A 26,359-nucleotide genomic window follows, 5' to 3' on the forward strand; every position below is an offset into this window, starting at 1 on the left:
TAACCGGGAGGCAACACTGCCGTCAATACTTCACGTCGAGATTGGTCCGCACCTTTGGTGCATAGCAGGCCAGTAGCGGGCCAAGGGAGTTATGCGTTCAGGTTGTGAATGCGCCGCCCCTTGACGGGAGTTCGCAACAGCAGTTCACTCACGCCGCAGGCACCATCGCGTAACCCCCCACCTCTGTGCCAAGAAGGGCAGCAGTCACATGGCGAGATCGAGTGCTCAAGGACGGCGTCTGACGAGGGTCCTCCTCGCGGGCGCCCTGGCCACGGCCGGGCTCACCGGCCTGTCCGCCGGGCCGGCCCAGGCCGCCGGCGAGCAGGTCAACATCTATCTGACGACCACGAGCGACGCGCGCGGCCGGGTCGTCACCCGGGGTCTCCAGCAGCAGACCCCCGTCAACTTCCAGGCGGGCAACGGCGGCAGCGGCACGAACGTGACCGTCGACGAGAACACCCGCTACCAGACGTTCACGGGCGGCGGCGCGTCCTTCACCGACACCGCCGCGTACCTGATGAAGGAGAGCGGCGCGCTCTCGCAGGCGACCCTCGACGCCACGATGAGGAAGCTCTTCTCCCCCACCGACGGCATCGGGCTCTCCTTCAACCGGAACCCGATGGGCGGCTCCGACCTCGCCCGCTTCGGCTACACGTACGACGACGTGCCGGCGGGTCAGACGGACCCCACGCTGTCGAAGTTCTCGATCGCCCACGACCTCCGGGCCGTGCTGCCGCTGACCAAGCAGGCGAAGCAGCTGAATCCGGCCATGACCAACGTGGCGTCGCCCTGGACCGCCCCCGCCTGGATGAAGGACAACGGGCAGCTCAACGGCGGCTGGCTGAAGGCGGAGAACTACGGCACGTACGCCGACTACTTCGTCAAGTACCTCCAGGCGTACCGCGACCAGGGCATCCCGATCGACTACGTCACGGCGCAGAACGAGCCGACGTGCTGCTCCAGTTACCCGTCGATGAGCTGGAACGGCTCCGGCCTGGCGTTCTTCACCAAGAGCAACCTGCTGCCCAAGCTCCAGGCCGCCGGCCTGCCCACCAAGGTGCTGGCGCACGACTGGAACTGGGACACGTACGACGCGTACGCCGCGGAGACCGTGAACGACCCGGCGGTCCGCAACCACCCGAACTTCGGCGGGGTCGCCTGGCACGGCTACGGCGGCGACATCGCCAAGCAGACCACCGTGCACAACCAGTACCCGACGATGGACGCGTTCCAGACGGAGCACTCCGGTGGCGAGTGGATCGCCAACCAGCAGCGCGAGGACATGAACAACATCATCGACTACACCCGTAACTGGGCGAAGTCGGTGACCAAGTGGTCCCTCGCGGTGGACCAGAACCGCGGTCCCCACAACGGCGGTTGCGGCACCTGCGACGGTCTGATCACGGTCCACAACGGCGACAGCCGGCACGGCCAGGTCGACTACAACATCGAGTACTACACGATGGGCCACCTGACGAAGTTCGTGAAGCCGGGCGCCTCGCGGATCTCCTCCACCGCGAGCGGCACCGTCCCGAACGTGGCCTGGCGCAACACGGACGGCTCGAAGGCGCTGATCGCGTACAACGACGGCACCGCGGCGCAGACCCTGCGCGTCAACTGGGGCGGCCAGAACTTCAGTTACTCGCTCCCCGGCAAGACCTCGGCCACGTTCACCTGGTCGGGCACCCAGGCGGGCGGCGGGGGCGGCACCGGTGCGACGGGCACCTTCCGGGGCCTCGCCGACAAGTGCCTGGACGCGGCGGCCGGTTCGAGCGCCAACGGCACCGCCGTGCAGCTCTACGACTGCAACGGCTCGACGGCCCAGAACTGGACCGTCGGCACGGACAACACCATCAGGACGCTCGGCAAGTGCCTGGACGTGACGGCGGCCTCCACGGCGGACGGCGCGAAGGTGCAGTTGTACGACTGCAACGGCTCCGCGGCCCAGCAGTTCACGTACAACTCCGGATCGGGCGACATCGTCAACCTCGGGGCGAACAAGTGCCTGGACGTGACGGGGAACTCGTCGGCGAACGGGGCCCGCGCGCAGATCTGGACCTGCACCGGGGCGTCCAACCAGAAGTGGCGCCTCCAGTAGCCGGACCGGATCACCGCTGAGGCTTTACCGCACGCGCACGGAAACGCCGGACGGGCTGGAAGCAGCCCGTCCGGCGTCGTGTCCGGTCACCGCGCCGGGTCTCACTCGGCCGGCTCGGCCCCGGCCCGCAGCAGACCGTACGTGTACGCGTCCTCCAGCGCCTGCCAGGACGCCGCGATGACGTTCTCCGCGACCCCGAGCGTGGCCCACTCGGCCGTGCCGTCCGACGTGGTGACCAGCACCCGCGTGGTGGAGTCGGTGCCGTGCTTGCCCTCCAGGATGCGGACCTTGTAGTCCACCAGCTGGAACTTGGCGAGCTGCGGGTAGATCCGCTCCAGGCCGACCCGCATCGCCCGGTCCAGCGCGTTGACCGGGCCGTTCCCCTCGGCGGTGGCGACGATCCGCTCGCCCTTCGCCCAGATCTTCACCGTGGCCTCGTTGGCGTGGGTGCCGTCGGGGCGGTCCTCGACGATCGCCCGCCAGGACTCCGTACGGAAGTAGACGCGCGGCTTCCCCTCGGCCTCCTCGCGCAGCAGCAGCTCGAAGGAGGCGTCGGCGGCCTCGTACGTGTACCCCTGGAGCTCGCGCTCCTTGACCCGGCCGACCACCCGCGCGACCAGGTCGCGGTCGCCGCCGAGGTCGACGCCCAGCTCCTTGCCCTTGAGTTCGATGGAGGCGCGGCCCGCCATGTCGGAGACCAGCATCCGCATGGTGTTGCCGACCAGCTCGGGGGCGATGTGCTGGTACAGGTCGGGGTCGACCTTGATCGCGGAGGCGTGCAGGCCGGCCTTGTGGGCGAAGGCCGAGACCCCCACGTACGGCTGGTGGGTGGAGGGGACGAGGTTGACGACCTCGGCGATCGCGTGCGAGATCCGGGTCATCTCGGCGAGCGCGCCGGGGGGCAGGACCCGCTGGTCGTACTTGAGCTCCAGCGCGGCGACGACCGGGAAGAGGTTGGCGTTGCCGACGCGCTCGCCGTAGCCGTTGGCCGTGCACTGGACGTGGGTGGCGCCCGCGTCGACGGCGGCGAGGGTGTTGGCGACGGCGCAGCCCGTGTCGTCCTGGGCGTGGATGCCGAGCCGGGCGCCGGTGTCGGCGAGGACGGTGGCGACGACGGCCTGGATCTGGGCGGGCAGCATGCCGCCGTTCGTGTCGCAGAGGACCACGACATCGGCGCCGGCCTCGGCGGCGGCCCGTACGACGGACTTGGCGTACTCGGGGTTGGCGCGGTAGCCGTCGAAGAAGTGCTCGCAGTCGACGAAGACGCGGCGGTCCTGCCCGCGCAGGTACGACACGGTGTCGCGGATCATCGCGAGGTTCTCGTCGAGGGTGGTGCGCAGCGCCAGTTCGACATGGCGGTCGTGCGACTTGGCGACCAGGGTGACCACCGGGGCGCCGGACTCCACGAGCGCCCTGACCTGCGGGTCCTCGGAGGCCTTGGCGCCGGGGCGGCGGGTGGAGCCGAAGGCGACGAGCTGGGCGTGCCGGAAGTCGATCTCCTGCCGGGCCCGGGCGAAGAACTCGGTGTCGCGCGGGTTGGCCCCCGGCCAGCCGCCCTCGATGAAGCCCACGCCGAATTCGTCCAGGTAGCGTGCGATGGCCAGCTTGTCGGCGACCGTCAGGTTGATGCCTTCGCGCTGGGCGCCGTCCCGCAGCGTCGTGTCGAAGACATGAAAACTGTCGTCGTTCCCCGTGGGCCCCGTGGACTCTGTGGTCATGGTGTCCTGCTCCTGTTGAGTGGATGGTCTGGCTCCACCTGCCCCCGTCTCCCCGCGCGGTCCGCCTCCGGCCGGGGTGGGGCCGGAAAACGAAAAAACCCCTCGCGGATGCGAGAGGTCTGCGCGCGGGTCCGAGGCTCGATGTCCGCTCCGTACTGGTCTACGGGGCGGTCACTGCGGACCGGCGCGCTTGCTGCCAATAATCATGACGAACGAGAGCACGAGCCGATTTTCGCACGTCTCGTCACTTTACGGTGCCCTGTCTCACGATGCGGTCGATCATCTTCCGGCCCTCCGGCGCGGCGGGGCCCGCATCCCGGGGGTGCGGGATGCGGGTCCTCGTACGGACGACCAGGTCAGGCCAACCAGGTGAGACCAACAGGTCAGGCGACCTCGTGCCGCCAGCCGTGGGCGTCCGGCGCGGCGCCCGACTGGATCTCCAGCAGGGCCTTGCGCATCTTCATCGTGACCTCGCCGGGGCGGCCGTCCGCCACCGTCCAGCCGCCGCGCGCGGAGTGGACCGTACCGACGGGGGTGATAACGGCGGCGGTGCCGCACGCGAACACCTCGGTGAGCGAGCCGTCGGCGTTGCCGGTGCGCCAGTCGTCGACGGTCAGGCGGCCCTCCGTCACCTCGTACCCGAGGTCGGCGGCGATCTTCAGGACCGAGTCGCGGGTGACGCCGGCGAGGAGGGTGCCGGTCAGCTCGGGCGTCATGAGCTTGTCGCCGTACACGAAGAAGAGGTTGTTGGTGCCCATCTCCTCGATCCAGCGCCGCTCCGTCGCGTCCAGCCAGACCACCTGGTCGCAGCCGTGCTTCGTGGCCTCGGCCTGGGCGATGAGGGATGCGGCGTAGTTGCCGCCGGCCTTCGCCTCGCCCGTGCCTCCGGGGGCCGCGCGCACGTATTCCTCGGACAGCCAGACGGAGACCGGCTTCACCCCGCCGGCGAAGTACGCCCCGGCCGGGGACGCGATGACCATGAAGAGGAACTCGTTGGCCGGCCGCACGCCGACACCGACCTCCGTCGCGAACATGAACGGCCGGATGTAGAGGGATTCCTCACCGACGCCGGGCACCCACGCGCGGTCCTGGTGGATGAGCGCGTCCACCGCGGCGACGAACGTCTCCACGGGCAGCTCGGGCATCGCCATCCGGCGCGCGGAGCGCTGGAAGCGGCGCGCGTTCTCCTCCGGGCGGAAGGTGGCGACGGAGCCGTCCACCTGCCGGTACGCCTTGAGTCCCTCGAAGATCGTCTGCGCGTAGTGCAGGGTCATGTTCGCCGGGTCGATCGACAGCGGGGCGTACGGCACCAGCTCGGCATCGTGCCAGCCGCGGCCCTCGGTCCACTTCACCGTCACCATGTTGTCGGTGAAGTAGCGGCCGAACCCGGGGTTGGCGAGGATCCGCTCCCGCTCGGCGTCGGACAGCGGGTGCGCGGAGGGCTTGAGCTCCAGGGTGGTCGTGGGCGTGGTCATGAATACTCTCGTCCTTCACCGGTTGTGTGTGACGGACCGCGTTCACGCCGCTACAGCCCTACTAGGACGTCCGAGTATGCGGGCGGGCGACCGCCCCGCCGTGGAGAGCGGGGCGTGGGTGTAACCGGAACGAGTGAATGCGGTCCTGGGATGATGGTGTCACCCGGAGGCCGCAAAAGCACAGCCGCCGGGTCACAGGACCCGGCGGCTGTCGGAAGTCGCGGCGGGTCAGCTCGCTACGCGTACGGCGAGCGCGTCACCGATCTCGTCGGTCGTCCGCGCGGCCGCGGAACCGTCACGCCCGGCGAGGTCGGCCGCGACGGCCTCCTCGATCCGGACGGCCTCGGCGTCGAGGCCGAGGTGGCGCAGCAGGAGGGCGACGGAGAGGACGGTGGCGGTGGGGTCGGCCTTCCCCTGGCCCGCAATGTCGGGCGCTGAGCCGTGCACCGGCTCGAACATCGAGGGGAACGTACGGTCCGGATTGATGTTCGCGGACGCGGCCAGTCCGATGCCCCCGCTGATGGCGGCGGCCAGGTCGGTGAGGATGTCACCGAAGAGGTTGTCGGTCACGATCACGTCGAAGCGCTCGGGCTGGGTGACGAAGAAGATCGTCGCGGCGTCGACGTGCAGATAGTCGGTGGTGACCTCGGGGAACTCCTGGCCCACCCGGTCGAAGATGTTCTTCCACAGGTGGCCGGCGTAGACGAGGACGTTGTTCTTGTGGACCAGCGTCAGCTTCTTGCGGGGGCGGGCGGCGGCGCGCGCGTACGCGTCCCTGACGACCCGCTCCACGCCGTACGCCGTGTTGAGGCTCACTTCGGTGGCCACCTCGGCGGGTGTGCCGGTGCGCAGCGAGCCGCCGTTGCCCGTGTACGGGCCTTCGGTGCCCTCGCGGACGACGACGAAGTCGATGGCGGGGCGGCCGGCCAGCGGGGTCGCGGTGTTCGGGAACAGCTTCGACGGACGCAGGTTCACGTAGTGGTCGAAGGCGAAGCGCAGCTTGAGGAGGAGCCCGCGCTCCAGGACGCCGGACGGCACGGTCGGGTCGCCGATCGCGCCGAGCAGGAGGGCGTCGTGGCCCTTGAGGGCTTCGAGGTCCGCGTCCGGGAGGGTCTCCCCGGTCCGGTGCCAGCGGCCCGCGCCGAGGTCGTACTCCTTGGTCTCCAGCTTCACATCCTGCGGGAGGACGGCACGCAGGACCTTGAGGCCCTGGGCGACGACCTCCTGACCGATGCCGTCACCGGGGATCACTGCGAGATTGATGCTGCGAGACATAGCGGCACCCTACTCCGCGTCCCATGGATTGACATCCGTGTCCATTCCGTGGACACGGATGCCAATCTCCATGGGTACCGCGTCCTGACAGGGGTCCTGACGCGGGTCCTGACAGGGGCTCAGTGGCCCGTCGAGCCGCCGTTGTCCCTGCGGTCGAGGGCGCGCTGGAGCGCCGCGGCGGCGTTCTTGCGCTCGGACTCGCTCGTACGGGGAGTGTGACGGACGCGGCGGACAGTGGTCTCGGCCATGTTGATCGACTCCTTGAGGCAGCGGAGAGCGGAGACATGCGGCACGGGGGCCGCATGATGCGTCTGCGAGGCGCCGGAAGGGGCGGTGCGGCATACGCGGCAGGGGTTGCCTGCGTGGGGGCGCGTGCCGTCTACCGCGTTCGCTCGATGAAGCGAGACGTTCGGCTCATTCCAAGCTAGGCGAGCGGGGCCGCCCTGTCTCCCCAATTACTCGGACTTCCTACTATCTGAGACGGTGATCATGGAAACCGCCGGAGCGGTGCCGGGTGAGTGCCGGGGTGACTGCCGGGTGAGTGCCGGAACGGCCCCCGGGTGTGAGCGCCGGGGAGACGCCCCTGGAGAGCCGTTTCCCCCGGGCGGGCGGGGGCACCCGGACAGCGGAGGTTCACCATGGACGCACAGACGGTTTCACGCAGTGGCCAGGGCAAGGCGCGACAGGCGGCGAACAGCTCGGTGATGGACGGCGCGGCCCGCTGGGGCTTCGCCGCGCGGGGCGTGATCTACCTGCTCATCGGGGTCCTGGCGCTGCGGATCGCCTTCGGCGGGGGCGGGGAGCAGGCCGACCGCGGGGGCGCGCTCGCCGAGCTGGCGAAGCAGCCGATGGGGTCGGTCCTGCTCTGGGTCCTCGGGATCGGACTCGTCGGGATGGCGCTGTGGCGGCTCTCGGAGGCGATCGTGGGCGCGGCGGGCCCCGACGGCCGGAAGCCGGGCAAGCGGCTGATGTCGGCGGGCCGCTTCGTCTTCTACGGTTTTGTCGCCTACTCGGTCCTGGCGTTCGCCGCCGGGGAGAAGAGCAGCGGCAGCGGGTCCGGCGACCAGCAGTCGCAGGACATCACCGCGAGGGCGCTGAACTGGCCCGGCGGCCAGTGGATCGTGGGGATCGCCGGCGCGGGCATAGTCGTCGCCGGCCTGTGGGTCGGGACGCGCGCGGTGATGCGCTCGTACCACAAGCACCTGAAGCTCGGTGAGATGTCCCGCAGGACCCGGCAGCTGGTCGACGTGACGGGCGTCGGCGGGGGTGCGGGGCGCGGGATCCTGTTCGCCGCGATCGGCGGGTTCGTGATCCAGGCGGCGGTGACGTACGAGCCGGACAAGGCCAAGGGCTTCGACGACACGCTGCGTTCGTTCACCGAGACCCCGGCCGGCCCGTGGCTGCTGGCCCTCGTCGCGACGGGGCTGGTGCTGTTCGGTGTCTTCTCGTTCGCGATGGCCCGCTGGCGCCGGGTCTGACGGCCCTTCGGCCCTGGGTGCGAGGTCACGTACGCGTACCGCCTCCGCACCGGCGCCCCTCTCCCGTACGGAGGCACAACACCGCCCCCGCTCCGGAGGGGGGCGCCGGTGCGGGGGCGGGGGTATCGGGGCCCGTACAGGGGCCGGAGCCGTCAGCCCATGTGCGGGTAGCGGTAGTCCGTCGGCGGGACCAGCGTCTCCTTGATGGCGCGGGTCAGCGTCCAGCGCATCAGGTTCTGCGGGGCGCCCGCCTTGTCGTTGGTGCCGGACGCGCGCCCGCCGCCGAAGGGCTGCTGGCCGACGACGGCACCCGTGGACTTGTCGTTGATGTAGAAGTTGCCGGCCGCGTACCGCAGCTTCTCCATCGTCCGGGCCGCCGCCGCGCGGTCGTTGGCGATGACCGAGCCGGTCAGCGCGTAGGCCGAGACCGACTCCAGCTGCGTCAGCACGCTCTCGTAGTCCGCGTCGTCGTAGACGTGCACGGCGAGGATCGGGCCGAAGTACTCCGTCGTGAAGACCTCGTTCTCCGGGTCCGTGCAGACGATGACCGTCGGGCGGACGAAGTACCCGACGGAGTCGTCGTACGTCCCGCCCGCGACGATCGTGCAGGTGGGGTCGGCGGCGGCGCGGTCGATCGCGGCCTTGTTCTTCGCGAAGGCGCGCTCGTCGATGACGGCGCCCATGAAGTGCCCGAGGTCCGTGACGTCGCCCATGGTGAGCGAGTCGACCTCGGCCGCGAACCGCTCCTTGAAGCCGTCGTCCCAGATCGAAGCGGGGATGTACGCGCGCGAGGACGCGGAGCACTTCTGGCCCTGGTACTCGAACGAGCCCCTGGTCAGCGCGGTCTTGAGGATCGCGGGGTCGGCGCTCGGGTGGGCGACGACAAAGTCCTTGCCGCCGGTCTCGCCGACGATCCGGGGGTACGAACGGTACGTCTCGATGTTCTCGCCGACCGTCTTCCACAGGTGCTGGAAGGTCTTCGTCGAGCCGGTGAAGTGGATGCCGGCCAGGTCGCGGTGGCGCAGCGCCACCTCGGACACGGCGATCCCGTCCCCGGTCACCAGGTTGATGACGCCCTTGGGCAGCCCGGCCTCCTCCAGCAGCTCCATCAGCAGCACGGCCGCCAGGGTCTGGGTGGGCGACGGCTTCCAGACGACGACGTTGCCCATCAGCGCGGGCGCGGTCGGCAGGTTGCCCGCGATGGCGGAGAAGTTGAACGGCGTGATCGCGTAGACGAAGCCTTCGAGCGGGCGGTGGTCGAGCCGGTTCCACACGCCGGGCGAGTTGGCAGGCGGCTGCTCGGCCAGCAGGTCACGGGCGTACGAGACGTTGAAGCGCCAGAAGTCGACCAGCTCGCAGGGACAGTCGATCTCCGCCTGCTGCGCGGTCTTCGACTGGCCGAGCATGGTCGCGGCGGCCAGCGTCTCGCGCCAGGGGCCCGCCAGCAGCTCGGCGGCGCGCAGGATGATCGCCGCGCGGTCGTCGAAGGCCATCGCGCGCCAGGCCGGGGCGGCGGCGAGGGCCGCGTCGACCGCGTCCTGGGCGTCCTGCTCCGTGGCGCCGGCGAACGTACCGAGCACCGCCTCGTGGCGGTGGGGCTGGACGACGTCGACCCGCGCGCCGCCGCCCATCCGCTTCACGCCGCCGATGGTCATCGGCAGGTCGACGGGGTTCTCGGCCAGTTCCTTGAGCTTCGCCTCCAGCAGGGCGCGCTCGGGCGAGCCTGGGGCGTAGCCGTGCACCGGTTCGTTGACCGGCGTCGGAACCTGGGTCACAGCGTCCATGGGTGGCGGATCTCCTTCATCGACTTCATCGGCTCATCGGCTCATCGGCGGTGCGGTCGGAGCGGGGTCAGCCACGGCTGACGACCGAGCGCAGGAAGAACGCGAGGTTGGCGGGGCGCTCGGCGAGGCGGCGCATGAAGTAGCCGTACCAGTCGGTGCCGTACGCGATGTAGACACGCATCCGGTGCCCCTCGGCGGCCAGCCGCAGCTGCTCGGCCTCGCGGATGCCGTACAGCATCTGGAATTCGTACTCGTCGGGCTTGCGGCCCGCGCGGTGCGCGAGGTCCTGGGCGATCGCGATGATCCGGGGGTCGTGCGAGCCGACCATGGGGTAGCCGCCGCCCTCCATCAGGATCCGCAGGCTCCGGATGTACGCCTTGTCGACGTCGGCCTTGTCCTGGTACGCGACGGAAGCGGGCTCCTTGTAGGCGCCCTTGACGAGCCGTACGCGCGCGCCGGCGGCCGACAGCGCGCGGCAGTCGTCCTCCGTACGGAAGAGGTACGACTGGACGACGGCGCCGGTCTGCGGGAACGCGCGGCGGACCTCGGCGTGGATGGCGAGCGTCGAGTCGACGGTGGTGTGGTCCTCCATGTCGAGGGTGACCGTGGTGCCGATCGCGGCGGCGGCCTCGACGACGGCGGTGACGTTCTTGAGCGCGAGGTCGTGGCCGCCGGGCAGGGCCTGGCCGAAGGAGGACAGCTTCACGGACATCTCGGCGGCGGAGCCCAGTTCCAGCGGCTCCAGGGCCTCGACCAGCCGCAGGTACGCGTCCCGGGCGCGCAGCGCCTCCGCCGGGTCGGTGATGTCCTCGCCGAGGACGTCGAGGGTGACCTCCAGGCCGCCGGCCGCCATGGACCGGACGACGGGGACCGTCTCCTCGATCGACTCACCGGCGATGAAACGGTCCACCACGGGCTTGGTGACCGGGGCGGCGGACACGGCGCGGCGCAGGGAGCCGCTGCGCGAGGCGGCCAGGATCACGGGACCCAGCACGGGGCACCTCCACGGTGAGTTCGACCGCCCGGTGAGTTCGGGCGTCGGCTCAAAATCTAGGGAGCGGTCCGATCCTCTGCCATCGACAGCTGTCACGCATCCGTGGGCGGGATCTCATACATCTGTCTGAGAGCGGTGCGAGAATGTCCGGATGAAGGGCGATTACCAGGACCTGGTGGATGAGATCTCGGCGCTGCTCGGCGTCCCCGCGACGCTGGAGAACCGGGATTTCGGGCTGATCGCCTTCGGTGCGCACGACACCGAGGACGACACGGCGATGGACCCCGTCAGGACCCGGTCGATCGTGACGCGGAAGTCGACCCCGGCGGTCCGCGCCTGGTTCGAGGGCTTCGGCATCACGCGGGCCACCGGCCCCGTCCGGATTCCGGCGGCCCCGGACGCGGGGGTCTTCCGGGGCCGGATCTGCCTTCCCGTACGCCACCGGGGCATGGTCCTCGGTTACGTATGGCTGCTGGACGACTCCGACCCTGGCCCGAGCGCCGCCCGGCTGGCGACGGCCATGGAGGTGACCGCCCGGATCGGCGACCTGCTCGCCGAGGAGGTCAAGGCGGGCACGGACCTGGCGCGCGAACTGCGGGCGGTGCTGACCGCCGGGCCCGGCTGGCAGCGCGACACGGCGGTGACCGCGCTGCGCACGGCGCTCGGACCGGGGGCGGAGGGGCCGCACGTGGTGGTGTGCGTGGCGCCGTGGCGCGACGAGGAGCCTTCGGTACGGGCGGTGCCGGGCACGGCAGCCCTCTGCACCCTCCCCCACGACGGGCTCCCGTACGGCGGCGAGGTGGCGCTGGCCCTGCTCGTACGGCTGCGCTCGCCGGACGCCCTCACCCCGGCGCTGGCGGCGGTGGCCCGGCTGCGCGAGAGCGCCGGCCAGGACACGGCGGCGGGCGCCTCGGCCCCCCGGCGCGGCCCGTCCGACCTGCCCGCGGCCTGGCACGAAGCGGTCGCGGCGGCCCGCACGGCGGTGGCCCAGCCCCGCCTGGGCCCGGTCGCCCAGTGGCCGACGATGGGCCCGTACCGCCTCCTCACCACCCTCCCGCCGGCCCCCGACCCCGCGGTGAGCCCCCTCCTGACCCCCGCCCACACCGAACTGGCCCGCACGGCCGAGGTCTACCTCGACTGCGCGGGCCAGGCGGGCCGCACGGCGGCGACCCTGGGCATCCACCGCCAGACGCTCTACTACCGCCTGTCCCGCATCGAACACCTGACGGGCCTGAACCTGACCTCGGGCGAGGACCGCCTGCTGCTGCACATGGGCTTGAAGGCGGCGCGGCTCTAGGGCGTGTCCGACAACGCCGCGAGCGCGCGTGCCAGACGCCGCAAGCCAGACGCCACTTCGCGGACACGCCCTAGGCGGCTGTAGGTTCCGCGATGCGGTGCGCACTGACTCCGCACGGTGACCAGCTTCCGATTCCGTAGCGATGTCCGGCTCGTTCCCCGGCGCTCCGGCCGGTCAGCGGGGCGAAGGGGTCACGGTCTGTCCCTGCATCTGTCCTCTGACCACCTCGATGTAGGCGTGGGCGACGTCTTTCACCGGTGTGCCTCCCCTGGGGTCCGTACCCAGCTTTTCGAGCGTCTCCTTCACCCATCCCGGGCTGACGACGTTCACTCTCAACCCGCGGGGCATCTCGATGGCCGCAGCCTGGACGAACGCCTCCAGTCCGGCGTTGACAAGAGCGCCGAACGAGCCGCCCGGCGTGGGCTCCTGGAAGACACCGCTGGTGAGGATGACGGACCCCTCGTCCCTCACGTGATTCACCGATCGGCGGAGCAACGCCACCTGTCCCAGCAGTTTGCCTTTCAGGCCGAGAGTGAATTCGTCGTCCGAAGGAGATGTGAGGGGGGTCAGCTGACCGCTGGCCGCGCAGCAGATGACCGCGTCCACGGTGCCGACGGTGCCGAAAAGGACGTCGATGGAGGCCGGTGATTCCAGGTCGACCCGCGTGGTGCCGTTGCGTGAAGCCCGTATCACCTCATGCTCGGTCTCCAGCGCGTCTGCGACCGCACGGCCGATGGTGCCGGTCGCCCCGATCACGAGGATCTTCATGCTGATCCCTTCTGTCCGCGGGCGAGGCGGGCCGGAAGGGGGGCCAACGGGAAGTTGGCCCAGACGTAGGTGTCCATCTGGTGTTGGTCTCCGCTGAGGTTGTCCACTCGATCGACCTGGCCGTCGGCGTCGAAGTGCCACACCAGCGCCCACATCGTGTCGACTTGGCCCACGCCCTGGGTCGTCCAGCCTCGGTGGATGTCGACGACGTACTCGCCGTTGCCGCCGAGGAATACAGGTTCGGCCTGGAAACCCGCTTTGCCGAGCTGGTCGAAGAAGCCGACCACTTCATCGAGTCCGTGCTTGGTGCCCGACAGCGGGTGGTGGCCCGGGATGGTCCACTCGATGTCCGGAGCCAGGACCGCGCTCATCGCTGTGACGTCGTTTGCGGCGTAAGCGGCGAAGAATCGGTTGATGGCCTCGACCTTCGGTTCGGACATGGCTTCACTCGTCGTCATCTGGCTGCTCTCCGCAGGTTCGGTACCGGGCCGCCCCGGTCGCGTGATCAACGCTCCCGCCGACCCGCCCCGGTCGTCCAATACCTGCTTCCATAACCTGGCGGCATGGATGTCGACACCCGCTTGTTGCGGTACTTCGCCACGGTGGTCGAGGAAGGCAACCTCACACGTGCCGCCGCACGGCTCTACGTCTCTCAGCCCGCGCTGACGAAACAGATAAGGCAGCTGGAAGCCCAGCTGGGAGTGGCCTTGTTCATCCGTTCCCGCGCAGGCATGACCCCCACCGAGGCCGGTGAAGCTCTGGCCGTCCACGCCGGCGCCGTGCTGACCGCTTGGGAGAACGCGCTGCGCGTCACCCGGGCCGCCACGACCCGGGCCGCACGCACGCTACGGGTCGGCTTCGTCGCCAGCGCCGCCAACGAGCGCACCCAGCTGATCATCGCCGACTTCGCCCGACGACGCCCCGGCTGGCGGGTCCAGCTGCGGCAGACCGAATGGACCGACCCCACCGCCGGACTCGCCACCGGCGACGTCGACGTGGCACTGCTGCGCCTGCCAGTGCCCGCGCAGAGCGACTTCGACGTCGAGGTGCTGATGACCGAGCCACGCTGGATCGCCCTGCCCGCGGGGCATCGCCTCGTGGGGAACGATCGGATCCGGTTCCAGGATCTGTACGACGAACCGTTCGTGGCGACTCCCGCCGAGTCGGGGGAGTGGCGCGACTACTGGCTCGCGACCGATGAGCGCGAGGGGCACCCCGTTCGCATCGGCGCGGTCGCGCACCACCCCGATGAATGGCTCAACGCGATCGCCCACGGCCAGGGCATCAGCCTCACCCCCGAGGCGACCGCCCGCTTCTACCAGCGCCCGGACATCGTCTACCGGCCCGTTACGGGCGTCAGCCACAGCCGGATCGGCGTCGCCCGGCCCCATGCCCAACGGGACGCCGCCGTCGACGCTTTTGTCCTCAGCTGCCGTGCCGTATGCGGAGACAGCACCCTCGCGGCCGGCCTGACCATGGACAGCTGACCACGACCTGCCCGACATCAGTTCCCGCTCGCGCCGGTGTCAGCGGATTCGGCCGCCGTCCGTGACCAGCCATTCGCCGGTTTCCCAGTCGGACGGGCCGTTCTCGATCCGGTAGCAGAGGTCGAATCGGATATCGAGGCCCGGCCAAGGGCTGAGGACCGGTACGACGCGGAAGATGTCCTCAAGTCCCGGGAACGTCATCCCTTCGGGCTCGGGAAACATCTGCTCCAGTTCCACGCGGGTCAGGTCGGTCCAGAGCGCGAACTGCCACGCGGTCCGCGTCAGCCACTGGTCGTGGACCAGCTCGAACCTGGGCTCGCGGCCGACGACGAAATCACGGATGCCGCCGAGGAGTTCGTCCGATGTCGAGGGAAGGACGAACGGCCAGTCCTCGCCGGTGGGATAGCGGTACATGGTGGACGCCGAAGCGAGCGGGGTCGTGAGGTCGCGCCACCGCTCGGGCGAGGTGACACAGGCGGGCACGTTCACGCCCGTGTGGTCGACGCGTCGGACGTGCCCGGCAAGGCGGCGGGCCAGGTCCGCCGTCTCGACCCGGGCCGGCAGCGCCCGCACCTCGTGCGCGTCGGCGTCACCCCCCACACCGATGGAGTGGCCTGTGTCGAAAGCGATCTCAGGCGCGGGAACGTCGGCCAGTTCGAAGGTCGTCACGGGGCGGGCTCCGGCGGGCCGGGGTGGGGTGAGGGTCAGTCGGTCCCCCACCCTGCCGGCCGTGCCCGCGGAACCGGTGAAGCCGGCGTACGCCACCTCGGCGAACAGCACGCGCAACTCATCGAGGAAGCTGCGCGATTCGGGCGCGTCGGGCAGAAGAAACGTGATCTCTGACAGGCGATCCATCCACCTGACCGTAGCCGAACCCGCGGGAACCCGTAACCGCTCGCGGATCCGGTGGCGACCCCGTACAGCACAGCGCCGGACAGCCGTTGAAACCGGCCGTCCGGCGCTCGCGTACCGGTCGCGTCAGTCGGTGAGGTTCACCGTGCGGGCCGAGGCCGCGCCGATCTCCTCGGCGATCTCCGTCAGGACCGCGACGGGGACGTTGTCGTCCACCGTCAGGACCACCACCGCCTCGCCGCCCTCCTCCGCGCGGGAGACCTGCATGCCCGCGATGTTCAGGCCCGCCTCGCCGAGGATGCGGCCGACCGTGCCGACCACGCCGGGACGGTCCTCGTAGCGCAGCACGACCATGTGGTCGGCGAGCGCGACGTCGATGTCGTAGTCCCCGATGGCGACGATCTTCTGGAGGTGCTTGGGGCCCGCCAGGGTGCCGGAGACCGACACCTCCTCGCCGCCCGCGAGCGTGCCGCGGACGGTGACCACGTTGCGGTGGTTCGGGGACTCGCTGGAGGTGGTGAGCCGTACCTCCACGCCGCGCTCCTGCGCGAACAGCGGGGCGTTCACGTAGCTCACCGTCTCGGCCACGACGTCCTCGAACACGCCCTTGAGCGCGGAGAGTTCGAGCACCTTCACGTCGTGCTGGGTGATCTCGCCGTACACCTCGACGTCGAGCCGGACCGCGACCTCGCCCGCGAGGGCGGTGAAGATACGGCCGAGCTTCTCGGCGAGCGGCAGGCCGGGCCGTACGTCCTCGGCGATGACGCCGCCCTGGACGTTGACCGCGTCGGGGACCAGTTCACCGGCGAGCGCGAGGCGTACGGAACGGGCGACCGCGACCCCCGCCTTCTCCTGCGCCTCGTCGGTGGACGCGCCGAGGTGCGGGGTGGCGACGACCTGGTCGAACTCGAAGAGCGGGGAGTCCGTGCAGGGCTCCTTCGCGTACACGTCCAGACCGGCGCCGGCGACGCGGCCCTCCTTGAGGGCGGCGGCCAGGGCCACCTCGTCCACGATCCCGCCGCGCGCGGCGTTGACGATCCGGACCGACGGCTTGACCTTGTGCAGCGCGTCGTCGCCGATCAGACCCAGCGTCTCGGGGGTCTTGGGGAGGTGGACGGTGATGAAGTCGGCGACCGCGAGCAGTTCGTCCAGCGTGAGGAGCTTGACGCCCATCTGCGCGGCGCGGGCCGGCTGCACGTACGGGTCGTACGCGACGATGTTCATGCCGAACGCGGACATGCGCTGCGCGACCAGCACCCCGATGCGGCCGAGGCCGACAACCCCGAGGGTCTTCTCGCTCAGCTCGACGCCCGTGTACTTGGAGCGCTTCCACTCACCGTTCTTGAGCGCGGTGTTGGCCTGCGGGATGTGCCGCGCGGTGGCGATCAGCAGACCGCAGGCCAGCTCGGCGGCGGTGACGATGTTCGAGGTGGGCGCGTTCACGACCATCACGCCGGCCTTGGTGGCGGCGGAGACGTCGACGTTGTCGAGGCCCACCCCGGCGCGGGCGACGACCCGCAGCTTGCGCGCCGCGGCGATGGCCTCGGCGTCGACCTTGGTGGCGGAGCGGACGAGGATCGCGTCCACATCGGCGATGGCGGGCAGCAGTTCCGCGCGGTCGGCGCCGTTGCAGTGCCGGATCTCGAAGTCCGGACCGAGCGCGTCGACCGTGGCGGGCGAAAGCTCTTCGGCGATGAGTACGACAGGTTTCGAGCTCACGTGAGTCCTCACAAGTCCCATTGCGGACGGCCGTCCCGACGGCCGCATGCGGTGGAGGTCTGACCGCGAAGACGCACGACGCTGTGGGCCTGACGCGTTTGTGTTGAGCAGTGTAGTGCTGTCACCGGGTGTGGACTTCCGCCTTCGGCGGCTGCGTCACCCGTACGGGAATCCCGTACGGGAGCGGCCTCGGGCACACGCGAAAGACCCCTGTGCGCCCCGGGCGCCGGGCGGGCTCCAGGCCCGTCCGGCTCCCGGGAACGACCCCGGCCGACGGCCCGGTTACGCGTCGTTGTCCACCCAGCTCATGAGCTTGCGCAGCTCGGCGCCGGTGGTCGCCAGCAGGCTGTCGCTGTCGGCCTGCTTGTACTCGTTGTACTTCTTCAGGCCGCCGTGGTACTCGTCCATCCAGGTCTGGGCGAACGAACCGTCCTGGATCTCGGCGAGGATCTTCTTCATCTCGGCCTTGGTCTGGTCCGTGATGATGCGGGGGCCGGTGACGTAGTCGCCCCACTCGGCGGTCTCGGAGACCGACCAGCGCATCTTCTCCAGGCCGCCCTCGTACATGAGGTCCACGATCAGCTTCAGCTCGTGGAGGCACTCGAAGTACGCGATCTCCGGCTGGTAGCCGGCCTCGGTCAGCGTCTCGAAGCCCGCCTTGACCAGCGCCGCCGTACCGCCGCAGAGCACCGCCTGCTCACCGAACAGGTCCGTCTCGGTCTCCTCGGTGAAGGTCGTCTTGATGACGCCGGCGCGGGTGCCGCCGATCCCCTTCGCGTAGGAGAGCGCGAGGGCGAACGCCTTGCCCGAGAAGTCCTGCTCGACGGCGGCGATGCAGGGCACGCCGCGGCCTTCCTCGTACTGCCGGCGGACCAGGTGGCCGGGGCCCTTCGGCGCGACCATGGCCACGTCGACGTTGGCCGGCGGCTTGATGAAGCCGTAGCGGATGTTGAGACCGTGGCCGAAGAACAGCGCGTCGCCGTCCTTGAGCTGGTCCTTGATGGACTCCTCGTAGATCTTGCCCTGGAGCGGGTCCGGGACCAGGATCATGATGACGTCGGCCTCGGCGGCGGCCTCCGCCACCGACACGACGCGCAGTCCCTCCTCCTCGGCCTTCGCCTTGGACGTGGAGCCCTCGTGCAGACCGACCCTGACGTCGACACCCGAGTCACGGAGCGACAGCGCGTGGGCGTGGCCCTGGCTGCCGTAGCCGATGACCGCGACCTTGCGGTTCTGGATGATGGACAGGTCGGCGTCGTCGTCGTAGAACAGCTCGGCCACTGGCTTTTCTCCTTGGTGTGCACTTCTGCTTCTGCGTGGTGGTTCGTCGTGCCTTCCCACCGTACGACGGGCGGGGTGAGGCGGGGTCCCGGTCTCGCGATGCGAACCACGGCCGGGGCCCTTCGCTACCGGGCGCTACGCGCTGCGGTCGAGAGCGCGCAGGCTGCGGTCCGTGATGGACCGGGCGCCGCGCCCTATGGCGATCGTTCCGGACTGGACCAGTTCCTTGACGCCGAACTGCTCCAGCATCTTGAGCATCGCGTCGAGCTTGTCACTCGAACCGGTGGCCTCGATCGTGACGGCGTCGGGTGAGACGTCCACGGTCTTGGCACGGAACAGCTGGACGATCTCGACGATCTGGGAGCGGGTCTCGTTGTCGGCGCGGACCTTCACCAGGACCAGTTCGCGCTGGATCGCCGCGTTCGGCTCCAGCTCGACGATCTTGAGGACGTTCACCAGCTTGTTGAGCTGCTTGGTCACCTGTTCCAGGGGCAGCCCGTCGACATTCACCACGATGGTGATGCGGGAGATGTCGGGGTGCTCGGTGACACCGACGGCGAGCGAGTCGATGTTGAAGCCGCGGCGGGAGAACAGCGCGGCGATCCGGGCGAGGATGCCGGGCGTGTTCTCGACCAGGACGGAGAGGGTGTGCTTGGTGGACATGTCTGTCTCTCTCGGGCTCTCTCTGGGGCTCTCAGGCTCTCGGCTCTGTCGTCTTCGTCTGTGACGCCTGCTGTCCCGGCGTCAGTCGTCCAGGTTCTCGCCGAAGTCGGGGCGGACGCCGAGGGCGGCCATGACCTCGTCGTTGGAGGTGCCGGCGGCGACCATCGGCCAGACCTGGGCGTCCTCGTGCACGATGAAGTCCACGACGACGGGACGGTCGTTGATCGAGTTGGCCTTGGCGATCACCGCGTCCAGCTCCTCCGGGGACTCGCAGCGCATCGCGACGCAGCCCATGGCCTCCGCCAGCTTCACGAAGTCGGGGATGCGGGTGCCGCGGCAGACCTCGCCGTCGGAGTCCTTGCCGGAGTGCAGGACGGTGTTGGAGTAGCGCTCGTTGTAGAAGAGGGTCTGCCACTGGCGGACCATCCCGAGCGCGCCGTTGTTGATGATCGCGACCTTGATGGGGATGTTGTTGACGGCGCAGGTGGCCAGTTCCTGGTTGGTCATCTGGAAGCAGCCGTCGCCGTCGATCGCCCAGACGGTACGGTCCGGCTGCCCGGCCTTCGCACCCATCGCGGCGGGCACCGCGTACCCCATGGTCCCGGCGCCGCCCGAGTTCAGCCAGGTGGCCGGCTGCTCGTAGTCGATGAAGTGCGCGGCCCACATCTGGTGTTGGCCGACGCCCGCCGCGTAGATGGTGTCGTCCGGGGCCAGTTGGCCGATGCGCTGGATGACCTGCTGCGGGGAGAGGCTGCCGTCGTCGGGCTGGGTGTAGCCCAGGGGGTACGTGTCGCGCCAGCGGGAGAGGTCCTTCCACCAGGCGCTGTAGTCACCGGTGTTGCCCTCGGTGTGCTCGGCCTGGACGGCCTGGACGAGGTCGGCCAGGACCTCGCGGGCGTCCCCGACGATGGGCACGTCCGCGGCGCGGTTCTTGCCGATCTCGGCCGGGTCGATGTCCGCGTGGACGATCTTGGCGTACGGCGCGAAGCTGTCGAGCCTGCCGGTGACCCGGTCGTCGAAACGGGCTCCGAGGGCGACGATCAGGTCGGCCTTCTGCAACGCGGTGACGGCGGTGACCGCACCGTGCATGCCCGGCATCCCCACGTGCAGGGGGTGGCTGTCGGGGAACGAGCCCAGCGCCATCAGGGTGGTGGTGACGGGGGCTCCCGTCAGCTCGGCGAGGACCCGCAGCTCGGCGGTGGCGCCGGCCTTCATGACCCCGCCGCCGACGTACAGGACCGGGCGCTTGGCCGCGCTCAGCAGCTTGGCGGCCTCGCGGATCTGCTTGGCGTGCGGCTTGGTGACCGGGCGGTAGCCGGGCAGGTCCAGGACGGGCGGCCAGCTGAAGGTCGTACGGGCCTGGAGGGCGTCCTTGGCGATGTCGACCAGGACGGGCCCCGGGCGGCCCGTGGCCGCGATGTGGAAGGCCTCCGCGATGGTGCGCGGGATGTCCTCGGCCTTGGTCACCAGGAAGTTGTGCTTGGTGATCGGCATCGTGATGCCGACGATGTCCGCCTCCTGGAAGGCGTCCGTGCCGATGGCCGCGCTGGCCACCTGGCCGGTGATCGCGACGAGCGGCACGGAGTCCATGTGCGCGTCGGCGATCGGGGTGACCAGGTTGGTGGCGCCGGGGCCCGAGGTCGCCATGCAGACCCCGACCTTGCCGGTGGCCTGGGCGTACCCGGTGGCCGCGTGGCCCGCGCCCTGCTCGTGGCGGACCAGCACGTGACGGACCCGGGTGGAGTCCATCATCGGGTCGTACGCGGGGAGGATGGCGCCGCCGGGGATGCCGAACACCGTGTCGGCCCCCACTTCCTCCAGCGAGCGGATGAGGGACTGCGCGCCCGTGACGTGCTCGACGGTGGCGGGGGACGGTCCGCCGGTACGGGCCCGCGGCTGCGGATGGTGGGCCCCGGTGGCCTGGTCGGTCATCGGCATTCTCTTCTCGAAGCTGAAGGTGTACGCGAGGGTTTGGGGTGTATCGGTGCAACAAAAAACCCCTCGTGCCGGGAGGCAAGCGAGGGGAGCGCGTCGGGTGCGGTCTGCGGAGCCGGTACGGGCTCTGCTTCAGCCGACGCGCTTGCCAAGTACGAGAATTCGGGTGCGCATGGCATTGACCCTCCCTCCGGCCCGCCACGGCTGTCAAGTGGGTGGGACGGGCGTCTCATTATTTGAGCGGCTGGCGGGGATCGAGGGGTACGGGATCCGGTCGGTGCCCGGCGGGCGGGTGTAGCGGACGGGCAGGGAGCCGCCGCTCAGGACGGGCCGCGGGACGCCGGGGGCGCCCTGGGCGCCGCCGGGCAGCGGGTAGGAGCCGCGCACCAGGGCGCGGCGGAGCCGGAACTCGTCGAGCGGCCCGGAGAAGGCCATGCCCTGGCCGTGCGTACAGCCCATCGCCCGCAGGGCCACCACCTGCTCCGGGAGGTCCACGCCCTCCGCCACGGACTCCAGGCCGAGGTCCCCGGCGATCTTGAGCAGCCCGGTGGTGATCTTGTGCAGCCGGGCGGACTCCACCACCCCGTCGACCAGCCCGCGGTCCAGTTTCAGGATGTCCACGGGGAGGCGGCGCAGGGCGTGGAGGGCCGCGTACCCGCTGCCGAAGCCGTCCAGCGCGATCCGTACACCGAGCCGGCGCAGCGCGAGGAGGCGGTGCTCCAGCTCGTCCAGGGAACTGCGGGGGTCGCTGTCGGCCAGCTCGATGACCAGCGCCCCGGAGGGCAGGCCGTGGCGGGCGAGGAGGGTCTCCACCGAGCCGAGGGGCAGGGACCGGTCGAGCAGTCTGCGGGCCGGGAGCCGTACGACGACAGGCGCGGGGTGGCCGAGGGCGGTGCGCTCGGCGGCCTGGGCGACGGCCTCTTCGAGGAGCCAGCGGCCCAGCTCCGCGGTGCGGTCGCTGTCGTCGGCGACCCGCAGGATCTCGGCGGGCGTGGAGAGGATGCCCTGGGCGGTGCGCCAGCGCGCCTGGGCGGCCACGGAGCAGACCCGGCCGGTGGTGAGGTTGACGACGGGCTGGTGCAGGATCGCGAACTCGCCGTCGTGCAGCGCGGTGCGCAGCCGGGCCGCCAGCTCCGTCCTGCGGACGACGTCGGCCTGCATCTGGGGGGCGTACAGCTCGACGCGGTCCTTGCCGCCGGCCTTGGCCCGGTACATGGCGAGGTCGGCGTTGCGCATCAGGTCGGTGGGGGTGATGCCGGGCTCGGCGAAGGCGACGCCGATGGAGGCGGCGACCCGGACGTCGTTGCCCTCGATGCGGTACGGCTGCGAGAGCTGGAGGCGCAGCCGGTCGGCGATCTCGTGGACCAGGTACTCGCGGGCGGTCTGGTCGCCGCCGCCGTCGCCGAGGACGATCGCGGCGAACTCGTCGCCGCCGAGCCGGGCGACGGTGTCCTCGGCCCGGACGGAGTCCTGGAGCCGGCGGGCGGCCTGGATCAGCAGCTCGTCGCCGACCTGGTGGCCCAGCCGGTCGTTGACGCTCTTGAAGCCGTCGAGGTCGATGAAGAGCACGGCCGTGCCGGGGTCGCTGGCGCGGCGTCCTGAGAGGGCGAGCCGGACGCGCTCGGTGAACAGGGCGCGGTTGGGCAGGTCGGTGAGCGGGTCGTGCTCGGCGTTGTGCTGCAACTGCGCCTGGAGGCGGACCCGCTCGGTGACGTCACGGCTGTTGAAGATCAGGCCGCCCTGGTGGCGGTTGACGGTGGACTCCACGTTGAGCCAGTCGCCGGTGCCGGACTTGAAGCGGCACTCGATCCGGGTCGTGGGCTCCTCCGAAGGAGGCGCGGCAAGAAATCGCCGTACCTCGTGGTGCACCCGGCCGAGGTCGTCCGGGTGGATGATCGTGGCCAGCTCGGCGCCGACGAGGGCCTCGGCGTCGCGTCCGTAGACGCCGGTCGCGGCGGGGCTGACGTACCGCAGGGTGCCGGAGGGCGCGGCGATCATGATGACGTCGCTGGACCCCTGGACCAGGGAGCGGAAGTGGTTCTCCTTCTGGGCCAGTTCGTGGGTGAGCGCGATGTTGTCGAGGAGCATGATGCCCTGCCGTACGACCAGGGCGAGCACGACCGTACAACCGGTGAGGACCACCACCCGGTCCACCCGGCGGCCCTCGATGACGTTGTAGAGGATCCCGAGCGTGCAGACGGCGGCGGCGAGGTACGGGGTGAGCGCGGCCAGGGAGCCGGCGATGGGGCGGCTGGACGGACGGACGGGCGGGGCGAGGGCGGGCACCGGGGGCGGCGGGTCCGGCGCCGGGTCCGCGCCGCGGCGCACGCCCCAGGGCGCGTACGCGAGAAGGAGGGAGCCGGCGAACCAGCCGGCGTCGAGGAGCTGTCCCGAGCGGTACGTGGCCCGCAGCAGCGGCGAGGTGAACAGGGCGTCGCACAGCACGGTCAGCGCGAGGGCGGCGATGGCGGTGTTCACCGCCGAGCGGCTGCCCGTGGAGCGGCGGAAGTGCAGGGCGAGCACCATGCTGACGAGCACGATGTCCAGCAGCGGGTAGGCGAGGGACAGGGCGGCCTGGGCCACGCTCTCACCGCGGAAGTGCGCGTTGTGCGCGAGGGCGAGGCTCCAGGAGAGGGTCAGCAGCGAGCCGCCGATGAGCCAGGAGTCCAGGGCCAGGCAGACCCAGCCGGCCTTCGTGACGGGGCGCTTGGCGAGGACGAGCAGGCCCACGATGGCGGGCGGCGCGAAGCAGAGGAAGAAGAGATCGGCGAGGGACAGGCCCGGCACGGGGCGGTCGAGGACCACTTCGTACCAGCCCCAGACGGCGTTGCCGCAGGAGGCCATGGCCGAGGACAGCGAGAAGAGCAGCCAGGCGGGGCGGAAGCGCCGGTCGCGGCCGCGTGCGTAGAGGAAGCAGGAGACGGCCGCGATGCCGGCGGCGAGGCTCAGCCCGAAGTCGCCCATTATCAGGGCCAGTTCCGGGGACCCCCAGCCGAGGGCGGCGCCCGCGGCGTACCCCCCGCAGATCAGGGCGAGCAGAAGCTGGGCGACGAGCCCCGTACCGAGACCGCCCGGGGTGGGCCGGTGGGCGGGGAGCACGCTCCCGGCGCTCACCGGAGCGTCCCGGGGAGCGTCGCTGTCACCGCCGCCGATCCCGGGCCGTGCGGGGCGGGGATCGGGCCTTCGGTACGCAGCGGGGCGTCCGGAGGTCGCCGTCGGCGGCCCTGCCGCGTCGGATGGTCGGTCCATCGGCCGTACATCGCCCGTCGCCCCCCTCGCTGTCTGATCTCTCCCCGCGTCGCACCTGCGTGCGTCGCGACCCCCAGATCGGGACGATACACCAGTCTCGTCACTCAGGGACATAGCACTTCTACTCTCCGTCACCAGCGGGGGAGTTGCGAGTACCGGGTGTATCCACGACGCGGCCGGTCCGGGTCAGTGGCCTGTCGTGTGCACCACGTTGTGCGGTTCCTCCCCCGCCACGAACCGGTTCAGCTGTCCGGCGAGCAGCCGCTTGGCACGGGGCAGGAAGGCGGAGGTGGACCCGCCCACGTGGGGACTGATGAGAACACCCGGAGCATGCCAGAGCGGATGCCCCGGGGGGAGCGGTTCAGGCTCGGTGACGTCAAGTGCGGCCCTGATCCTTCCGCTTTCCAGCTCCCCGAGGAGCGCCTTGGTGTCGACGACGGCGCCGCGCGCCACGTTCACGAGGAGCGCGCCGTCCTTCATCCGGGCCAGGAAGTCCGCCCCTGCCAGGCCCTTCGTCTCCTCGGTGAGCGGAGTCGAGAGGATGACGACATCCGCCTCGGGGAGCAGCGCGGGCAGAGCGCCGAGCGGATGCACCCGACCGCGCTCCGTGGCACGGGCGGAGCGCGCGACGCGCGCCACCCGCGCGCACTCGAAGGGTGTGAGCCGGTCCTCGATGGCGGCGCCGATCGACCCGTACCCCACGATCAGTACCGACTTGTCGGCGAGGGCGGGATAGAAACCGGAGCGCCACTCCTCACGTTCCTGGCCCACTACGAATCCGGGAACTCCCCGCAGGGAGGCGAGGATCAGGGTGAGGGCGAGTTCGGCGGTGCTGGCCTCGTGGACGCCCTTCGCGTTGCACAGCCGTATGCCCGCGGGCAGTGGCGCGAGGCCGGGCAGCACGTGGTCGGTGCCGGCCGACAGCGTCTGTACGACACGTACGGACGTCATCCGCGCGAGCGGCCGGACCGCCACCTCCGCGCCCTTCATGTACGGGACCACGTAGAAGGCGCAGTCGGCGGGATCCGCGGGGAAGTCCTCCGCGCCGTCCCAGTGGACGTAGCGGGGTCCGGCGGGGAGCCCTTCGATCTCGGCCGCCGGTATCGGGAGCCAGATGTCTGAAGTCATGGCCAGGAGGCTATGCGACGGCCGTCCGGAGCCGGCGTCGGCGGGGTCCGCCCCTCGGCGGGCCGGGCGGGCGATGGGGTTAGCTTGTGGGCGGAACGAGAAGGGACACGGCGGTTGGAGCGCAGGACCATCGGTGCGGCGGCCCTCGACGTGGGCGCGATCGGGCTCGGCTGCGCGCCGATGAGCTGGGCGTACACCGCCTCGGAGCAGCGCGGCGACCGGTCGCTGCGCGCCGTGCACGCGGCGCTGGACGCCGGTACGAGCCTGCTCGACACGGCGGACATGTACGGGCCGTTCACCAACGAGCTGTTGCTGGGGCGGGTGGTGGAGGAGCGGCGGGACGAGATCTTCGTCTCGACCAAGTGCGGTCTGCTGGTGGGCGACCGGCATCTGGTCGCCAACGGCCACCCCCGGTACGTGAAGCGGGCCTGTGACGCCTCGCTGCGGCGGCTGCGGACCGAGGTGATCGATCTGTACCAACTCCACCGCGCGGACCCGGAGATACCCGTCGAGGAGACATGGGGGGCCATGGCGGAGCTGGTGGGCGCGGGGAAGGTACGGGCGCTCGGGCTGTGCGCGGTGGAGGCGGGGCCGACGGCGTCGCGGGCCTTCCGCCGGGGTGCGCGGACGCGGCCGTACGAGGCGACCGTCCGGCAGCTGGAGCGGGTGCAGCAGGTCTTCCCGGTGAGCGCGGTCCAGGCCGAACTGTCCCTGTGGTCGCCGGAGGCGCTGGAGCGGCTGCTGCCGTGGTGCGAGGCGCGGGGGGTGGGGTTCCTGGCGGCGATGCCGCTGGGCAGCGGCTTCCTGACCGGGACGCTCACGCCGGGGCAGGGCTTCGAGCCGGACGACGTGCGGGCCAGGCATCCGCGGTTCACGGCGGAGATGATGGCCGCGAACCAGCCGCTGGTGGCGGGGGTACGGCGGGTCGCGGAGCGGCACGGCGCGACTCCGGCGCAGGTGGCGCTGGCGTGGGTGCTGGGGCGGGGGCCGCACGTGGTGCCCGTACCGGGGACCAAGCGGGCGGAGTGGGCGGTGGAGAACGCGGGCGCGGCGGGGCTGGCGCTGACGGCGGCGGATCTGTCGGAGCTGGCGGCGCTTCCGGCGGCGCGGGGGTCCTGGGACTGAGTGCGGGTCGCGGGATTCGGGAATCCGTGGGCC

The 26,359-nt window shown here is 70.7% G+C and carries 20 protein-coding genes; 5 read left to right on the forward strand and 15 right to left on the reverse strand.

The features are described from left to right. Positions 1 to 208: 208 nt before the first annotated feature. Positions 209 to 2,098, forward strand: a complete 1,890-nt coding sequence (locus tag OG349_RS10300; RefSeq protein WP_327234324.1) for a ricin-type beta-trefoil lectin domain protein — start codon at positions 209 to 211, stop codon at positions 2,096 to 2,098. A 101-nt stretch (positions 2,099 to 2,199) separates the two neighbouring features. Here the strand turns inward: OG349_RS10300 and cimA are convergent, their stop codons facing one another. From cimA to OG349_RS10320, 4 genes are all read right to left on the reverse strand, one after another. Continuing rightward, the gene (cimA, locus tag OG349_RS10305) at positions 2,200 to 3,816 is read right to left on the reverse strand and encodes a citramalate synthase (RefSeq protein WP_327234325.1); all 1,617 of its coding nucleotides are present in this window, start codon (positions 3,814 to 3,816) and stop codon (positions 2,200 to 2,202) included. Between the two features lie 383 nt (positions 3,817 to 4,199). Beyond that, the gene (locus OG349_RS10310) at positions 4,200 to 5,291 is read right to left on the reverse strand and encodes a branched-chain amino acid aminotransferase (protein ID WP_327234326.1); all 1,092 of its coding nucleotides are present in this window, start codon (positions 5,289 to 5,291) and stop codon (positions 4,200 to 4,202) included. Positions 5,292 to 5,519: 228 nt separating this feature from the next. Next, the gene (locus tag OG349_RS10315) at positions 5,520 to 6,566 is read right to left on the reverse strand and encodes a 3-isopropylmalate dehydrogenase (RefSeq protein ID WP_327234327.1); all 1,047 of its coding nucleotides are present in this window, start codon (positions 6,564 to 6,566) and stop codon (positions 5,520 to 5,522) included. Between the two features lie 119 nt (positions 6,567 to 6,685). Further along, positions 6,686 to 6,814 carry a hypothetical protein gene (locus OG349_RS10320; protein ID WP_272925745.1) on the reverse strand — a complete coding sequence of 43 codons (129 nt, stop codon included), beginning with the start codon at positions 6,812 to 6,814 and terminating at the stop codon, positions 6,686 to 6,688. Positions 6,815 to 7,204: 390 nt separating this feature from the next. On the opposite strand from OG349_RS10320, the gene OG349_RS10325 reads away from it, so the two are divergent. Further along, positions 7,205 to 8,044: a DUF1206 domain-containing protein gene (locus OG349_RS10325; RefSeq protein WP_327234328.1), complete on the forward strand. Its 840-nt coding sequence runs from the start codon at positions 7,205 to 7,207 to the stop codon at positions 8,042 to 8,044. Positions 8,045 to 8,196: 152 nt separating this feature from the next. Here the strand turns inward: OG349_RS10325 and pruA are convergent, their stop codons facing one another. Both pruA and OG349_RS10335 read right to left on the reverse strand, forming a co-directional pair. Further along, positions 8,197 to 9,828, reverse strand: a complete 1,632-nt coding sequence (gene pruA / locus OG349_RS10330; RefSeq protein ID WP_327234329.1) for an L-glutamate gamma-semialdehyde dehydrogenase — start codon at positions 9,826 to 9,828, stop codon at positions 8,197 to 8,199. A 67-nt stretch (positions 9,829 to 9,895) separates the two neighbouring features. Further along, positions 9,896 to 10,822 (reverse strand): proline dehydrogenase family protein, encoded by a 927-nt coding sequence (locus OG349_RS10335; RefSeq protein WP_327234330.1) that lies wholly within the window; start codon positions 10,820 to 10,822, stop codon positions 9,896 to 9,898. A gap of 151 nt (positions 10,823 to 10,973) precedes the next feature. Here OG349_RS10335 and OG349_RS10340 point away from each other — a divergent pair, with 151 nt between their 5' ends. After that, positions 10,974 to 12,119, forward strand: coding sequence for a PucR family transcriptional regulator (locus OG349_RS10340; RefSeq protein ID WP_327234331.1), 1,146 nt, complete (start codon positions 10,974 to 10,976; stop codon positions 12,117 to 12,119). 174 nt (positions 12,120 to 12,293) lie between these two features. Here the strand turns inward: OG349_RS10340 and OG349_RS10345 are convergent, their stop codons facing one another. Beyond that, on the reverse strand, positions 12,294 to 12,887 hold the full coding sequence (locus OG349_RS10345; RefSeq protein WP_327234332.1) for a short chain dehydrogenase: 594 nt from the start codon (positions 12,885 to 12,887) through the stop codon (positions 12,294 to 12,296). Next, positions 12,884 to 13,327, reverse strand: coding sequence for a nuclear transport factor 2 family protein (locus OG349_RS10350; protein WP_327234333.1), 444 nt, complete (start codon positions 13,325 to 13,327; stop codon positions 12,884 to 12,886). Before OG349_RS10350 ends, OG349_RS10345 begins: the two co-directional genes overlap by 4 nt. 123 nt (positions 13,328 to 13,450) lie before the next feature. On the opposite strand from OG349_RS10350, the gene OG349_RS10355 reads away from it, so the two are divergent. Next, on the forward strand, positions 13,451 to 14,374 hold the full coding sequence (locus OG349_RS10355; RefSeq protein ID WP_327234334.1) for a LysR family transcriptional regulator: 924 nt from the start codon (positions 13,451 to 13,453) through the stop codon (positions 14,372 to 14,374). A gap of 39 nt (positions 14,375 to 14,413) precedes the next feature. On the opposite strand, the gene OG349_RS10360 is transcribed toward OG349_RS10355, so the two are convergent. The 7 genes from OG349_RS10360 to OG349_RS10390 form a co-directional block, all read right to left on the reverse strand. After that, a complete protein-coding gene (locus OG349_RS10360) occupies positions 14,414 to 15,229 on the reverse strand; it encodes a hypothetical protein (RefSeq protein ID WP_327234335.1) in 816 nt (271 codons plus the stop codon). A gap of 123 nt (positions 15,230 to 15,352) precedes the next feature. Further along, positions 15,353 to 16,945 carry a phosphoglycerate dehydrogenase gene (gene serA / locus OG349_RS10365; protein ID WP_327234336.1) on the reverse strand — a complete coding sequence of 531 codons (1,593 nt, stop codon included), beginning with the start codon at positions 16,943 to 16,945 and terminating at the stop codon, positions 15,353 to 15,355. Between the two features lie 282 nt (positions 16,946 to 17,227). Beyond that, positions 17,228 to 18,226: a ketol-acid reductoisomerase gene (ilvC, locus tag OG349_RS10370; RefSeq protein ID WP_327234337.1), complete on the reverse strand. Its 999-nt coding sequence runs from the start codon at positions 18,224 to 18,226 to the stop codon at positions 17,228 to 17,230. 135 nt (positions 18,227 to 18,361) lie between these two features. Then, positions 18,362 to 18,889 carry an acetolactate synthase small subunit gene (ilvN, locus tag OG349_RS10375; RefSeq protein ID WP_161311117.1) on the reverse strand — a complete coding sequence of 176 codons (528 nt, stop codon included), beginning with the start codon at positions 18,887 to 18,889 and terminating at the stop codon, positions 18,362 to 18,364. 81 nt (positions 18,890 to 18,970) lie between these two features. Further along, positions 18,971 to 20,821, reverse strand: a complete 1,851-nt coding sequence (locus OG349_RS10380; RefSeq protein ID WP_327234338.1) for an acetolactate synthase large subunit — start codon at positions 20,819 to 20,821, stop codon at positions 18,971 to 18,973. Positions 20,822 to 21,031: 210 nt separating this feature from the next. Then, positions 21,032 to 24,073, reverse strand: coding sequence for a putative bifunctional diguanylate cyclase/phosphodiesterase (locus tag OG349_RS10385; protein ID WP_442806230.1), 3,042 nt, complete (start codon positions 24,071 to 24,073; stop codon positions 21,032 to 21,034). 186 nt (positions 24,074 to 24,259) lie between these two features. Continuing rightward, entirely contained in the window at positions 24,260 to 25,201 is a 942-nt protein-coding gene (locus OG349_RS10390; protein WP_327234340.1) for a 2-hydroxyacid dehydrogenase, read from the reverse strand. A 114-nt stretch (positions 25,202 to 25,315) separates the two neighbouring features. On the opposite strand from OG349_RS10390, the gene OG349_RS10395 reads away from it, so the two are divergent. Then, a complete protein-coding gene (locus tag OG349_RS10395; protein WP_327234341.1) occupies positions 25,316 to 26,326 on the forward strand; it encodes an aldo/keto reductase in 1,011 nt (336 codons plus the stop codon). Positions 26,327 to 26,359 lie beyond the last annotated feature (33 nt).

The organism is Streptomyces sp. NBC_01317 (assembly GCF_035961655.1).
Taxonomy (GTDB): domain Bacteria; phylum Actinomycetota; class Actinomycetes; order Streptomycetales; family Streptomycetaceae; genus Streptomyces.